At 29.2% G+C, this 13,689-nt stretch carries 13 protein-coding genes and 1 other RNA gene; 7 read left to right on the forward strand and 7 right to left on the reverse strand.

Annotated features, from left to right (window positions below):
• The first annotated feature begins 60 nt into the window (after window positions 1–60).
• Together ACTQYZ_RS02145 and ACTQYZ_RS02150 are read left to right on the forward strand one after the other, a co-directional pair.
• Window positions 61–1,302, forward strand: a complete 1,242-nt coding sequence (locus ACTQYZ_RS02145) for a homoserine dehydrogenase (protein WP_441415931.1) — start codon at window positions 61–63, stop codon at window positions 1,300–1,302.
• A 13-nt stretch (window positions 1,303–1,315) separates the two neighbouring features.
• The gene (locus ACTQYZ_RS02150) at window positions 1,316–1,795 is read left to right on the forward strand and encodes an ACT domain-containing protein (protein WP_138269356.1); all 480 of its coding nucleotides are present in this window, start codon (window positions 1,316–1,318) and stop codon (window positions 1,793–1,795) included.
• 27 nt (window positions 1,796–1,822) lie between these two features.
• Here the strand turns inward: ACTQYZ_RS02150 and ACTQYZ_RS02155 are convergent, their stop codons facing one another.
• Entirely contained in the window at window positions 1,823–3,574 is a 1,752-nt protein-coding gene (locus ACTQYZ_RS02155; protein WP_441415932.1) for a 3D domain-containing protein, read from the reverse strand.
• A 348-nt stretch (window positions 3,575–3,922) separates the two neighbouring features.
• On the opposite strand from ACTQYZ_RS02155, the gene ACTQYZ_RS02160 reads away from it, so the two are divergent.
• From ACTQYZ_RS02160 to ACTQYZ_RS02170, 3 genes are read left to right on the forward strand one after another with little or no spacing between them, the layout of a single operon-like run.
• Window positions 3,923–4,672: a DeoR/GlpR family DNA-binding transcription regulator gene (locus ACTQYZ_RS02160; RefSeq protein WP_441415933.1), complete on the forward strand. Its 750-nt coding sequence runs from the start codon at window positions 3,923–3,925 to the stop codon at window positions 4,670–4,672.
• Window positions 4,672–5,574 (forward strand): 1-phosphofructokinase, encoded by a 903-nt coding sequence (gene pfkB / locus ACTQYZ_RS02165; RefSeq protein ID WP_441020813.1) that lies wholly within the window; start codon window positions 4,672–4,674, stop codon window positions 5,572–5,574. The genes ACTQYZ_RS02160 and pfkB overlap by 1 nt, the downstream gene beginning before the upstream one ends.
• Before the next feature lie 7 nt (window positions 5,575–5,581).
• Entirely contained in the window at window positions 5,582–7,462 is a 1,881-nt protein-coding gene (locus ACTQYZ_RS02170) for a PTS fructose transporter subunit IIABC (protein WP_441020811.1), read from the forward strand.
• Between the two features lie 58 nt (window positions 7,463–7,520).
• On the opposite strand, the gene ACTQYZ_RS02175 is transcribed toward ACTQYZ_RS02170, so the two are convergent.
• On the reverse strand, window positions 7,521–8,204 hold the full coding sequence (locus ACTQYZ_RS02175; RefSeq protein ID WP_441020809.1) for a metallophosphoesterase family protein: 684 nt from the start codon (window positions 8,202–8,204) through the stop codon (window positions 7,521–7,523).
• A gap of 102 nt (window positions 8,205–8,306) precedes the next feature.
• On the opposite strand from ACTQYZ_RS02175, the gene ACTQYZ_RS02180 reads away from it, so the two are divergent.
• A complete protein-coding gene (locus tag ACTQYZ_RS02180) occupies window positions 8,307–9,215 on the forward strand; it encodes a DMT family transporter (protein WP_441020807.1) in 909 nt (302 codons plus the stop codon).
• Window position 9,216: 1 nt separating this feature from the next.
• Complete coding sequence (locus tag ACTQYZ_RS02185) at window positions 9,217–9,393, forward strand: DUF4250 domain-containing protein (protein WP_329385614.1); 177 nt, start codon at window positions 9,217–9,219, stop codon at window positions 9,391–9,393.
• Window positions 9,394–9,421: 28 nt separating this feature from the next.
• Here the strand turns inward: ACTQYZ_RS02185 and ACTQYZ_RS02190 are convergent, their stop codons facing one another.
• From ACTQYZ_RS02190 to ACTQYZ_RS02210, 5 genes are all read right to left on the reverse strand, one after another.
• Window positions 9,422–9,934, reverse strand: coding sequence for a VanZ family protein (locus ACTQYZ_RS02190; RefSeq protein ID WP_441415934.1), 513 nt, complete (start codon window positions 9,932–9,934; stop codon window positions 9,422–9,424).
• A gap of 86 nt (window positions 9,935–10,020) precedes the next feature.
• Window positions 10,021–10,671, reverse strand: coding sequence for a YczE/YyaS/YitT family protein (locus ACTQYZ_RS02195; RefSeq protein ID WP_441415935.1), 651 nt, complete (start codon window positions 10,669–10,671; stop codon window positions 10,021–10,023).
• Window positions 10,672–10,845: 174 nt separating this feature from the next.
• A complete protein-coding gene (locus tag ACTQYZ_RS02200) occupies window positions 10,846–11,751 on the reverse strand; it encodes a DMT family transporter (protein ID WP_441020802.1) in 906 nt (301 codons plus the stop codon).
• 26 nt (window positions 11,752–11,777) lie between these two features.
• Window positions 11,778–12,043, reverse strand: an RNA gene (gene ffs / locus ACTQYZ_RS02205) — signal recognition particle sRNA large type.
• 167 nt (window positions 12,044–12,210) lie between these two features.
• Window positions 12,211–13,581 (reverse strand): MATE family efflux transporter, encoded by a 1,371-nt coding sequence (locus ACTQYZ_RS02210; protein ID WP_441415936.1) that lies wholly within the window; start codon window positions 13,579–13,581, stop codon window positions 12,211–12,213.
• Between the last annotated feature and the right edge of the window lie 108 nt (window positions 13,582–13,689).

Genomic DNA, 13,689 nt, shown 5'->3' on the forward strand with positions numbered 1-13,689 from the left:
GCTTTTTAAGTCGTAGATTTTAGTACATATATAAAAGCAGTTAAGAAGAGGAGAAAAGTAATGTCTAAAATAGGATTGTTAGGATGCGGAACCGTTGGAACCGGTGTATATGAAATAATCAATGAAAAAAAAGGGAACTTCTTCGAACAAGACGACTATACAATAAAAAAGATTTTAGTCAGAGATACATCTAAAGAAAGAGAAGGTATTCCAAGTGAGCTTTTGACAAGTAATCCGGATGATATTTTAGAAGATGATGAAATATCATTAATTATAGCGGTTATGGGTAGTTACGAACAAGAATACCCTGCCATTAAAAAAGCTTTAATGAAGAAAAAAGATGTTGTTACCGCAAATAAAGAAATTATATCAAAACACATGGAAGAGCTTCTAAATCTTGCAAAAGAAAATGGTGTTACATTGCTTTTTGAAGCCAGTGTAGGCGGAGGAATTCCGATTATTGAATCTATAATAGATACAATTAAAATAAACAAAATAAATAAAGTTCAAGGTATATTAAACGGAACAACAAACTTTATTTTATCTAAAATGACAAAAGATGAAATGGACTTTGATGAAGTATTAAAAATTGCTCAAGATATGGGATTTGCAGAAGCTGATCCAACAGCTGATGTTGACGGTTTTGATATTTCAAGAAAACTTACTATTCTTTCATCTTTATGTTACGGTACATATATAGATAATGAGGATGTATGTACAAGAAGTGTAAGAAATATAAGTTTATCAGATATAAAAACTGCAGATGAACTAGGATATGTTTTTAAATACATGGCTGAAAGTGAATTATATGATGATAATACATTCGGAGCAACCGTAACTCCTGTATTAATTGGTAAGAATTCTGTTACGAGCAATGTTAATGATGAATATAACGTTATAAATATAAACGGTAATATAATCGGACAACTTTCTTTCCTTGGAAGAGGTGCCGGTAAAGAAGCAACTGCTAATGCCGTTGTTGCTGATGTAATAAAAGTTCTTACAAAATCTGTTCATGATTATACACATCTAAAATTTGAAAATAAATATAATAGCTGTGGTATAGAAAGATATAAAAATAAATTCTATTTAAGAGTTTCAGTAGAAAATGAAACAGAATTTTCAAGAGCTATTGATATAGTTTATAGAAATATAAACAACATTAATCTATCTTATGAAGACGGAAAAATATTCTTAGTTACAGAAGAAATAACAGGAGAATTTATGAGTACGTTATGTGATAGATTATCTCATGTTACTGAAGATGTATTCTATGCTAGAATAATTGATGATATATTATAGGAGGAGATTAAATATGAGAAAAGATGATAGCATTATAAAAGCAATTACAGTTGATGAAGATATTGCAAAAATTTCTGTAATGGAAGTTCCTGATAAACCGGGTATTGCATTTAATTTATTTAGTAATATTGCAAATGAAGGAATTAAAATTGAAAGTATTACTCAAAATGTAAACAGAAGCCAAGTAAATGATATTACTTTTACTGTACCAACAGATGAATTTGAAAAAGCATTTAAAATAACAAGTGATTTCGCAATTGAAGTTGGTGCTACAAAAGTACTTTATGATAAAGGGGTTGCAAAATTATCAGTAATAGGTTCTGGTATGGTTGCAAGTACTCAAGTAGCCAGCAGAGTTTTTAAAGCTTTATATGAAAAAGGCGTAAATATTCAAATGATTTCTACAAGTGAAGTAAAAATTTCTTGTGTAATAGAAAAAGATAAAGCAAAAGAAGCTTTAAAACAAATTTATAAAGAATTTGAAGTAGAATAAAAAAAGACCTTTAAGGTCTTTTTTTATTTATTTAAGTATGTATGCTTCCATTGTTCTTCTTCCAAAAGCTAAAGCAGCTGAATGGGAGTCGAAATAAATATCAATTCTTCCTGAATTAATTGCTCCACCTCTGTCTTCAACTACGTATACTCCTCCGTTAGAGTTGCCTGAAAGTGCAGGGAAATATACTTTTGTTCCAAATGGTAATCCACTCCAAGCAGCAATTGTTCTTCCTGCAGTTGCACGTGTACCACTTGCTGTAATTCCTGTAGAAACACCACAGCATTTTGCACATGAACAGTAAGCTGTAACTTCAACTGTCAATTTCTGATTGTATTTTACCGGAGCACTTCCACCGTTTTCTGATATAAGTATCATGTCATCGGAATCTTTTGCAACTTCTACAATTTTATTTTGAACTTTTGTTTCAACTGTTTTAGTTAAATTTTTTGTTTTTACAACTTCTCCTTTAGCATTTGTTGTAACAACACTTATGTAATTGATTTTACCATTTTGACCTTTTTGAACAACTTTTTCATCTTCGCCATCCAAAGTATCTACTTCTTTATATATTGTTTTATATTTAACTTTTTCTGTTTTATTAACAAGTTTTTGATTTTCATCTAAAACTGCGTATACAGAAGTGTTATCATGTTCAATACTTGAAATGCTTTTTCCCTCTGTAACTTCAAATCCAGCTTGTTCAACAATTTCATTTTTATTTGTAAGTCCTGTATCGACTTTAACAATTTCACTTCCGTCTGTTACGAGAACTTTTGATGCTGTTGTAATTTTAATTACATCATTGTCTTTCAAATTAGCATCAAGAGATTTAGAAATTGTATCAGTACTTGATGGTGTTATTTTTGCAATGCTTAAAGCATCTGCAGTTGTAAGAGATCCAATTTGTTTAACAGTAACGGGATCGTCATCATCGACTATTATACTAACAGTCATTGTAGACATACTAATAAGAATTGCACTTACAGCCATCATTGCTGTAATAAAGAAACATATACATAAAGGGATAAGTTTCTTGTTTAGGTAAGCCTTGATTTTTCTTTTGTGCTTACTTTCTTTAACAAAATCTCTTTGTTCATCAAGTTTGTCTAAATGATCTAAAGCTTCGATGACATCCATATTTTCTTCTTCAATTAATTTCTTTGCTTTTAGTGTGTCATCGTCTATTTCTTGAAGAGCATATTGTGTTAATTTAGTTTCTTCAGAATTTATTGTAGAATCATTTTTATCGGCTTCATTACTATTTTCTTGTATTAAGTTAATTTGTTTTTTATCGTCTTTGTTACTTTCTTGTATTAAATTAAGTTCTTCTTTATCTTCATTTAATACTTCTTCAGTTTTATCTTCCTTTGTAACTTTACTAACAATATTATCATTTGATGTAATTGTACTTTTTAAATCTTGAAGATTAAATTCTTCCGTTTCAAAGTTTTCTTCTTTTGTTTGAAGATTATCTTCTAAAATAGAGATTTCTTCATTAAAAGTATATTCTTTTGTATTTTTCAAGTTTGAAGATGTGTTTGAAACTTCATTAATAAATTCTTCTTCGTTAAAATCTTCTAAAGCTAAATTTACATCTTTTTCAAGGTCTATATTTTCTTTGTAGTTATTTTCAGAGTTTAAATCATCTAACGTTAATGTCAATTTGTTATCTAAGGAAGACTCATTTTTAATTTTATTTTTTTTCAATTTAACTTTGTTTTTTGGTTGTTTAATTTTATCAAACTTTTCCAAAAAATTATTTTTAAATTTACTCATATGTAATCAATCCTTCTAAAGATTTTTTGTATATCAAATATACATTAATTGTAGCTTTTTGTCAAATTTTAAAGAACTTTAGAGGTATGTAAAATATGCCACCACTATATTATGTGGTGTATATATTTATGGTTTTATAAATAAATATTTTTTTATTTATAAAAATTTAATTATATTTGAATGAATAAATATTGTAGCTAAACAAAAAATAAAATATAAAACCATATTTATCAATATAAGTAAAATTTTGCTGATTATGTTTGATTAAAAATGATTAAAAATGATTAAAAATGATTGACAATAAACCAAAGTGGTGATATTATACGCTTATAAAAAGGAAGTGATAATATGCTGACAGAAAAAAGATATGAAAAAATTTTAGAAATTTTAGAAGAAAAAGGCATTGTTACAGTAAAAGAAATTACTGAAAGATTAAATTCTTCTGATGCAACAACAAGAAGAGATTTTAATGCTTTAGATAAAATGGGGAAACTTAAAAAAGTTCATGGTGGTGCAACAAAAATAACAAGTAGCAGATTTGTTATTGAAGAAGAACCTATAAGTCAAAAGGAAAACATAAACAAGGAAGAAAAAGACACTGTTGGTAAATTTGCCGCATCTTTAATTGAAGAAAATGATTTTGTATATATTGATGCCGGAACTTCAACAGGAGAAATGATTAAGCATATAAGTGCAAAAAACGTTACGTTTGTTACAAACGGTCTTTATCATGCTTTAAATTTATCAAAGCTTGGTTACAAAGTTTTTATCTTGGCAGGCGAAACAAGAGAAATGACAGGTTCTGTAGTTGGGAGTGAAGCTGTAAAAAGCATACAAAAATACAACTTTACAAAAGGCTTTTTTGGAACAAACGGTATTGACTTAAATGCGGGATATACAACATATAAAGAAAGTGAAGGGCTTATAAAAGAAGCTGCAATAAAAAAATGTAAGGATGCATTTATTTTAACAGACAGTTCAAAATTTAATAAAATTGCTCCAATTACTTTTTCAAGTTTAGATAAAGCAACAATTATTACTTCTAATTCCGTTGATGAATTATTTATGGAAAAAACAAAAATAATGGAGGCAAAATAATGATATATACAGTTACATTTAATCCTGCGCTTGATTATGTAATGATTATAGACGAATTCAAAAGCGGTAATGTAAACAGATGTGAAAATGAATTTTTAAATCCTGGGGGAAAAGGTATAAATGTTTCTACCATGTTAAGTGAACTTGGTGAAGAAAATGTTGCCCTTGGTTTTATTGCAGGATTTACAGGCAGGGAACTTGTAAATAAATTAAATGAAAGAAATATTAAAACAAACTTCATAGAGTTAAAAGAAGGGTTAACAAGAATAAACGTAAAAATAAAAGGCAATATTGAAAGTGAAATAAACGCAAAAGGTCCTAATATTGATAAAGAGGATTTACAAAAACTTTTAAATCAAATAGATACGTTAAAAGATGACGATATCTTGGTTTTGGCTGGAAGTATTCCTTCATCTATAGATGATGATATATATGAACAAATTATGAAAAGACTAAGTGAAAAGAATGTTCATGTAGTTGTAGATGCAACAAAGGATTTACTTAAAAATGTACTAAAATATAAACCGTTTCTAATTAAACCTAATCATCATGAATTGGCAGAATTCTTTGATGTTAATATAAATTCTGATGAAGAAATTGTGGAATATGCAAAGAAACTTCAAGAAATGGGTGCCGAAAATGTGCTTGTATCAATGGCAGCAGACGGCGCAATCCTTGTTACCAAGGAAAATGAAGTTATCAAAACAAATACTCCAAAAGGAAAGGTAGTAAATTCCGTAGGGGCTGGAGATTCCATGGTTGCAGGATTTATTTATGGGTATTTAAAAAATAAAGATTATAAGGAAGCTTTAAGATTTGGAAGTGCAGCAGGAAGTGCAAGTGCATTTTCAGAATCAATAGCTACAAAAGAAAAAGTAGAAGAATTATTAAAGGAGCTTTAGAGGGAAAATGAAGATTATTGATTTATTAAAAAAAGAAGGTATTGCCCTTAACCCTGAAGTTAAAGATAAACAAGAAGCAATAGATTTTCTTGTTGATTTAATGGATAAAACAGGCAATATATCAGACAAAGAAGAATACAAAAAAGGTGTTCTTGCAAGAGAAGCGCAAGGAACAACAGGAATCGGGGAAGGGGTAGCAATTCCTCACTCAAAAAATAGAGCCGTAAAACAAGCAGGCTTAAGTGCAATGGTAATAAAAGACGGCTTAAACTTTGAGTCTTTAGACGGACAAGATGCTTATTTATTCTTTATGATTGCAGCACCTGATACAGATGCTAACGTTCATTTGGAAGTATTAAGCAGACTTTCTACGTTATTAATGGATGAAAATTTCAGACAAAGTTTAATTAATGCAAAAGATAAAGATGAATTCTTAGCAATGATTGATAAAGCTGAAAAAGAAAAATTCAAAGAAGAAGCTGAAGAAGAAGCTCAAAGTAACGATGGTTACTATGATGTATTAGCAGTAACAGCTTGTCCAACAGGTATTGCTCATACTTACATGGCTGCTGAAGCACTTGAAAAACAAGCTGAAAAAATGGGTATTAAAGTAAAAGTTGAAACTAACGGCTCAGGCGGAGTTAAACATAAACTTACAAGTGAAGAAATAAAACATGCAAAATGTATTATCGTTGCTGCCGACAAACAAGTTGAAATGGCAAGATTTAACGGTAAAAAAGTTATTCAAACAAAAGTTGCAAACGGAATTAATAAGGCAGAAGAACTTTTAACAAATGCTATGAACGGAAATGCTTCTGTTTATGAACATAGCGGAGAAGTAAAAGTTGAAAGTGAAGAAAAAGAAAGTATCGGTAGACAAATTTATAAACACCTTATGAATGGTGTATCTCATATGCTTCCTTTCGTTATTGGTGGTGGTATTCTAATTGCTCTTGCATTCTTATTTGATGATGCAAGTCTTGGTGCTGATACATTCGGAACAAACACTCCATTTGCAGCATTTTTAAAAACAATAGGTGATACAGCATTTGGATTCATGCTTCCTATATTAGCAGGTTTCATCGCTATGAGTATTGCAGATAGACCTGGACTTGTTACAGGTTTTGTTGGTGGTGCTCTTGCAAATGCTGGTGGTTCAGGCTTCCTTGGAGCTTTACTTGCCGGATTTATTGCAGGATATTTAATGATATTCCTTAAAAAAGTATTCTCAAAACTTCCTCATAGTTTAGAAGGAATGAAACCTGTACTTATTTATCCACTACTTGGAGTATTATTAATCGGTGCTATCATTACTTTTGTAGTAAATCCTCCTGTATCTTTACTAAATACAGCAATGACAAACGGATTAAATGCAATGGGTGAATCTTCAAAAGTAATTTTAGGTGTAATTCTTGGTGCAATGATGTCAATCGATATGGGTGGTCCTTTCAATAAGGCTGCATATGTATTCGGTACAGCATCTCTTACAACAGGAAGTTATGATATTATGGCAGCAGTTATGATTGGTGGTATGGTACCTCCTCTTGCAATAGCTCTTTGTGCAACTTTCTTTAAAAATAGATTCCCTAAAGAACAGAGAAGTTCTGCTCTTACAAACTATGTAATGGGACTTTCATTTATTACTGAAGGTGCTATACCATTTGCAGCTGCGGACCCACTTAGAGTAATTCCATCATGTGCTATTGGTGCTGGTGTTGCAGGCGGTTTATCAATGTTATTTAACTGTACACTTCGTGCTCCTCACGGTGGATTCTGGGTAATTGCTATAATTGGGAATCCTTTATATTATATACTTGCGTTAGCAATAGGGTCTTTTGTAGGAATGGCTTTACTTGCTATACTAAAAAAACCTGTTCATGATAAATAAAACCTAAAAATGTAAAAAGCTCGGCATATGCCGAGCTTTTTTATTATAATAAAGTTAATTATAAAATCGGTAAAATTCTTTTATATAAAGCAATGCGTTTATCATCAATATCCATATCTTCATGAAAATGACCAAAATAATGTTTTTTATATTCACAGTTTTTTTCAATTTTTTCAAGGTATTTATTTAATTTATATTCTCCTTTTAACCCTTTCTTAAAGATATTTTTATTTATAGAGTAAGGTGCGGTATGGCTTATTATGTAGTCTATTTTATAATCATGTAACTTTAAATTCTTAAAACCTTCTTCATATTCTTTTTTATTTGGCATTTCTTCAGCCCACCAGGTTCTTCCGCTTTCTCTCATTGATTTATCTATGGAGTTTCCTCCTCCAAAAGTAAAGAATTTTTTTTCTTCTATTGTATAAACTTGTCCTCTCATTAAATGGATTATACTTGGCTTTATAAATTGAACATTGCCTCCCATCCATTTTGTAACTTTATATCTTTTCAGTAAATCAAAATTTTCATGATTTCCGTCTACCCATAGTGTAGTAAAATTTTTATTTTCAAGTTTGTTAAGATAAAAATTATCTCCTCTTCCGTTTCCCCAAATTCCCCCAAAGTCTCCGCATATTATTAAATAATCATTTTTTGTCATATTTCTTTGTTCTGGGAAATACTTTTCTTCCAGTTTTTTTATATCAAGGGGAATATGGGTGTCTCCTGTAACGTATATCATATTTTTACCTCATTTAATCGTAAATATATAAATCCTTTCAATTATTTATGGTTATCTTTTGTTATAAATGCTATAATAACAAATTGGATATAAATGTATTTAATGGAAAGGACATATTTAATGAATATATTATCAAAATTATCTAATAAAAACAAAGGAGTTATGTTTATTATTTTATCTTCCTTTTGCTTTGCGGCAATGAACGTTTTTGTAAGAATGGCAGGAGATCTTCCTTTCATTCAAAAAAGTTTTTTTAGAAATTTTATAGCGTTTTTTATAGCATTATTTTTACTTCGCAAAAACGGAATAAAATTTGAAATGCCTAAAGGGTCTAGGTTAGATTTAGTCTTAAGAGCAACATTTGGAACCATAGGAATTTTTTGCAATTATTATGCAATAGACCATATGCTTGTAAGTGATGCTTCAATGCTTAATAAACTTTCACCTTTCTTTGTAATAATATTTTCTTATTTTATTTTAAACGAAAGAATAAAGCCATTTCAAGCTTTATGTGTATTAATTGCATTTGCGGGGGCTCTTTTTGTAATTAAACCCGGATTTACGGGAATGCCTATTTTCCCTGCTTTAATAGGTACAATGGGAGGAATGTGTGCAGGTATTGCTTATACATATGTAAGAAAGCTTGGAACTCAAGGTGTTAAAGGACCTTTTATAGTGTTCTTCTTCTCTGCTTTTTCATGCATTGTATCTCTTCCTTATTTAATATTTGAATTTACTCCAATGAGTATGTATCAAATATTTATTTTACTATTGACAGGGCTTGCAGCCTCAGGAGGGCAGTTTTTTATAACGGCAGCATATACTTATGCACCTGCGGGAGAAATCTCAATATATGACTACTCACAAATTATTTTTGCTACGTTCTTGTCCTTTGTTTTTTTAGGACAAATTCCGGATATGTTAAGTGTAGTTGGATATGTAATAATATGTATTGCATCAATAATAATGTTTTTATATAACAATAATAAAATAATGTTAAAGGAGAAATAAAATGGATTTACCAAAAGACCCAATAATACTTTTAAGTTTTATAAATACAAAATTAAGAGATTTTTATCCAAATTTGCATGAGCTTTGTATGGATTTATCAGTAGAAGAAACTGAAATAATAAACAAACTTTCAAGTGTAGGATTTGAATATAATAAAGAAAGAAATTGTTTTGAATAATTAAAAGCCAAACTATTTAGTTTGGCTTTTAATTATATAATTTAAGTAATAATAAAATGGAACTTACAAAAACCATTAAAATGGTAGCAAGGACTATTATTATTTTATCTGCTGTTTCTTTTTTTAATATTTTTGTAAATATATTATAAAATACTACACCAAGTAATCCTCCTAGTATATTTAGTATAATATCAGTAATATCACTTGCCCCAATTCCTAAGGTGTATTGTAGTATCTCAAAACTAAAGCTCGATATTAAAAATACAACAATGTTATTAAAATAAGATTTTTTTCTTTTTATATTGTATAAAATACCAAATGGAAAAAATAAAATAATGTTTCCCGTTAAGTCTAGTCTGTTTACCATTCCATTAAACAAGTCATTAAAGGGTATTAAATTAATGCTTCTTGAAAAATATCTATTATAAGAAAAAAGCTCAACAGGGGTTACATACTTAAATAAAATTTGAGAAAATAAAAAATAAACATAAAAAATTATTAATAAAAATAATAGAATATTCCATAATGATAATTTCTTCATAATATTATCCTTCCTTTTGCTAGTAATATAACAAAAAGTTTTTAGGATAATATTTAGAAAAAATTAAAATTGTATGAATTGTAAAGTTAATTTAAAGAAGGGAAGATGTTATTTAGGAAAGGTAAGTATCTATGATAAAATTTAACGATTAGTCCTACTAATACAGCTGATATTATAGTTCCAATTCCTATACCGTTCATTCCTCTAAAGAATAGAAAAGATAAAATTGTAGCACTTGACATTAATGTTACATCAAATATTACTTTAATTGTTCCAAATTCTTTTTTAGTTACGGTTGATATTGCGCTTACTATTCCTTCTCCCGGAACCATAATAACTTTAGGTAAAACTTCAAGAGTAATTCCGAAAGCAAGAATTGCACATCCTAAAATTAAAAATATTCCTTTTGTTATAAAAGTTTGTGGATTTAAAAAATAAAGCATATTCATACTTATATCAATAAATAAACTAAATACTATATTAACCACTATTTGTAAAAGTTGTATGATTTGAAAATTTTTACGAAGAAGAATAATTTGTATGATAATAAATAACATATTCATTATAAATGTAAATTCTCCAAGAGTAGGAGTAAATTTAAGGCTTAATACACAAGGAAGACTGGAAATAGGTGATGTTCCAAGTGCTGCTTTTGTAATAAAAGCAATACCAAAGGAATTTATAATAACTCCGATAATGAAAACAAGATATCTTTTAAATAAACTTTCTTTTGTCATGTAATTATCAACTCCTTTTTTTAATATATTATAAATCAATTATATCAAAATTTATGAGTTTATGGAATAAAAAGTAATAAAATATAATATAGTTTAATATATTTTCATCGTTTACAATAATTTTGCTCGTATAGATAAATTATGTAAAACGTTTAATTGTAATTGAATATTAATTTATTCTGATTGTGTTTGGCTGTTTACTGCTTTGCTTTTTAAAAATATATAAACACCTATGAAAATTATTATTCCTCCGATAATTTGATAATAAAATATTTTTTGTGAAAATATAATATAATCATAAAAGGCTGCAAAGATAGGTCCTAAAAGATTTATTACGCTTACGGTTGTTGCTGAAACATATTTAACAGCAATATTGAATATTGCATGTCCAAGCATTGTGCAGAAAATACATAAACCAAAACAGTTTAAATACATTTCTTTTGGATAACCTGTAAAAGGAGTTTTGGTAATTATGGCAATTAAACCTAATACTATGCTGCAAACACTAAACAAAATAAAAAGGAAAGTATATTCCTCTATATCTTTAAGTGCTTTCTTGGAACATAAAAGATATGCACAAAAAAACAATGCAGTAAATAAAGAGATGACAAATCCAATAAAAGAACCGCCTTCTTTTGAACTAAGTAATGTAAATATTCCTATGAAAACAAGACCTAAAATAGCAATAATCATTGCATTTATGCCTTTTTTATTTATTTTTTCCTTAAAAAGAAAATATGATGCAACGGCTATTGTTATAGGTTGTAGTGCACCTGTGATAGTTGATATAAAACCATTTGTATACATAAGTGAAGAAAAATAACAAAAAAAATGAAGAGCCATAAAAATACCGCCAAGCAAGCAGTATTTTAGGGTATGCCATTTTAGGTTTAAAGAATGATTTCTTTGTCTATAAAAAACAAAAGGAACCATAATAAGAGCAGAAAAGCTCAATCTATAGAACCCGATTATTATAGGCATACCTCCATAACTTAATGCATTTCTTGTAAAGATTACTGCCGTATTTGCAAAAAGAACAGAAAGAATTAATATGATATAAAATTTTTTACTATTATTCATTGCCTAAACTCTTATTAAATTTTAAGCCACACACCCACCATCGACATGATAGAATCAAGTGCTTACTCGAGTATGGACTCAAATCAGGTGATTTCGGGGCACATCATAGCACTTACTTACCACTGCTTGCTCTCGCACCTGATGGAGTTTGTAAGGTATAATTGCACGAAGCCCAATTCTCAACATCCATAAAGGAGTGCTAACCTTAATTGTATCAGCCTCAAAGCGGGAATTCAGTCTTGCTATAGCGGATTGCAAGTACAGGGCACCGCTAACTCCCCACTTAGTGTGGCTAATTAATTATAAATTTTTTAAAAGGTTAAGTCAAGGGGAAAGGGAAGAATAATATTTATATATTAAATATGGTATATAAATAAAATATTGAAAATTTATATATTTATAATTTTATGTTGTTATTTGTTTTATTTGAATAAAAAAAGCAGAGGTTGACTCTGCTTTTTAATTTATATCTTTTATTTCATTTTTCTTGATTTCAGGCAGTATCGTTAGAAGCATTGTTATGAAACAGGCCGCTCCTCCGATAAAATTCGATATTGGTTCAGCCCAAAATACTCCGTTTACATGGTAAGAAAAGAATTTTGGTAAAATAATAGTTAAAGGTACAACAATGATAACTTTTCTAAATATCGAAAAGAATACCGCATGTTTTGATTTTCCTAGGGATACAAAGACTTTTTGTCCTGCAAATTGAAGAGCCATCATGAAAAATCCAAAGAAGTAAATTTCAATAGCAGGTATGCTTTTTGAAATTAAATTTGGGTCATGATTGAATATTTTTATAAATATATCCGGAAATTCTATTACCACAAACCATGCTATGAAAGTATATAAAATACATGTTATACACATGAATTTTATTGCTTTTTTTAAACGGTCGTATTTTTTTGCTCCGTAGTTATAGCTTAATATAGGTCCTGCTCCGTCGGTAAGTCCTGTAACGGGCATAGAAAATATTTCTCTGATGGAATTTAGTATGGTCATTACTCCAACATATAAATCTCCTCCGTATACTTGTATGGTAGCATTGCATACTACTTGTACGGTGCTGTTAGTAATGGCCATAATAAATCCCGACATTCCAAGACCTATAATTTTTTTTATTCTGTTTAATTTTAATTTCATTGTTTCTTTTGTAAGTTTTATGAGAGCTTTTTTGCTTGTTAAAAAATGGAGTACCCATATGCTAGAAAAAAACTGAGATATAATAGTTGCAGTTGCGGCACCTTTTACACCCATGTTTAGATAAAAAATAAAGAAAGGATCAAGTATTATATTTACTCCTGCACCAAAAAGAGATGTTAACATTCCTATTTTTGCGAAACCTTGTGCATTAATAAAACTGTTCATTCCAAGGCTAGTCATTACGAAAATATTTCCAAGCAGATATATAATTATATATGCACTTGCAAAGGGATATGTTTCGTCACTTGCGCCAAATAAATATAATATAGGTTTATGAAAAGTGATTCCTATTACTGTAAGAAATAAAGCAACGATAATCATCATTACAAAAGCATTTCCCATTATATTACCTGCTTCTTCATCGTTCCCTCTGCCTCTTTCCATAGAAAACAAAGGAGTTCCACCGATGCTGAATAAGTTTGTAAATGCCGTTACAATCATGATTATCGGAAAACAAAGCCCAAGTCCAGTAAGGGCAAGTGTTCCTGTTTGTGGTATTCTTCCTATGTAAATTCTGTCTATCATGTTGTAAAGAAGGTTTATAAATTGTGCCATTGTCATTGGTATTGCAAGTTTTAGTATATGTTTTGACACACTTCCTTCGCCAAAGTTTGCTGTATTATTCATTGTTCCTCCTTTGGTTTATTATTTATAATTCTATTATATACCTTTACAAAATTTTTACAAAATGAGTAATGAAAATTTATTTTCTTCCTTTTATTAGTTTAAATATAA

Origin of the sequence: Anaerofustis sp. LCP19S3_F7 (assembly GCF_052119445.1) — a bacterium.
In the GTDB taxonomy this organism is placed as follows: domain Bacteria; phylum Bacillota; class Clostridia; order Eubacteriales; family Anaerofustaceae; genus Anaerofustis; species Anaerofustis butyriciformans.